Annotated in this window: 1 protein-coding gene; it reads right to left on the bottom strand. The window is 71.7% G+C overall.

All coding sequences use genetic code 11. From position 1 onward, the window contains the following. Positions 1-968: VirB4 family type IV secretion/conjugal transfer ATPase (locus tag BUB97_RS25375; RefSeq protein ID WP_456306349.1), on the bottom strand; the 968-nt coding region annotated here is incomplete at its 3' end. Between the last annotated feature and the right edge of the window lie 154 nt (positions 969-1,122).

The following is a 1,122-nucleotide window of genomic DNA, read 5'->3' as shown; positions in this document are numbered from 1 at the left end:
GCCTGGTTGGAGGCCACGTCGTCCATGGCGTCGTGCAGGGCGTCCATCTGGCTCAGGGCGCGGTCGCCGGCATTGGCCATCTGCGCCTGCTTGCGGGCCAGGCTGCCGGTCGCGGCGGCGCGGGAGTGGAAGCGGAAGGAGTTGGTCAGCACCACCCGGCAGTCGGCCGAGAGCAGGTCGTTGAGCATCCCCGGGCGGGTGCGGTCGGGGTATTCCTTGAAGCCCATGAGGGTGCCGAAGGAGGGACGGCCGGGGGTGCGGACCTCAAAGCCGCGCCGGCCGCAGATCACCCGATCCGTGTAGATGGAGCCCCCGAGGGAGCCGCTGACCATTGGCACCGGCAGGAAGCGCGCCGTCAGGAACAGGCGCAGGGCTTCCGCAATCTCGGAGAACATCACCCCGCCGGCCTCGCGGATGCCCAGCCGCACCGGCCCCATCTCGGCATAGGCCTTGGCCAGCACGAGCATCCGGTCATCCAGGGTGCGGATCAGCTCATCGCTGGCCGTGGTGGCGGCAGCCTCCTTCTTGCGGCCGAGGCGCGAGCGCAGGGCGTTGAGGCCGCGCGTCACCGGGGCGCGCGGGGTGACGATCACCGACACGAACCACTCGTTGACCCGCTCGCGCCCGGCCAGGACCTCCCGGCGGTAGGCGTTCTCGAGATCGGCGGCGAAGGCGGATCGGTAGGCCCCGGCCGGCAGCGGCGCCACGCCGTCGTGCCGTACCATGGTCTCCACGACCGTCAGGGTGTCGTCCGCGATGTTGCGGAGGACCGCGTTGCGAAAGCGGTGCCGGCTGTTGCGCCGGGCGTGGTCCTCCAGGGCGAAGGGGGCGCCTACCAGGCGCAGCATCCCCATCACGGAACCATCCGTCCGCAGCACCGCGTCGTCGCGGACGTGGCCGACAAAAGGTACGTAGTCGTCGGCGCTGCGCTCGCTCCACCCGGAGGCGGAGAGGAAGGGGTTACGCATTGGACATGCCGCGCGGCCCCCGCGCGCTCCCTACGGGCAACGGAGCGACGGAGGCGCCGCCCCAATCGGCGGTGTCGAGGCCGCGGGCGCTGGTGTTGAGCCAGAGCACCGCGACGCCGACCGCGTTGTAGTCGCGGGCGACGAGGAACCGGGC

Origin of the sequence: Muricoccus roseus (assembly GCF_900141905.1) — a bacterium.
GTDB classification, from domain to species: domain Bacteria; phylum Pseudomonadota; class Alphaproteobacteria; order Acetobacterales; family Acetobacteraceae; genus Roseomonas; species Roseomonas rosea.
Note: the sequence above shows the minus strand (reverse complement) of the source record. Positions and strands in the feature narration are given on the sequence as shown.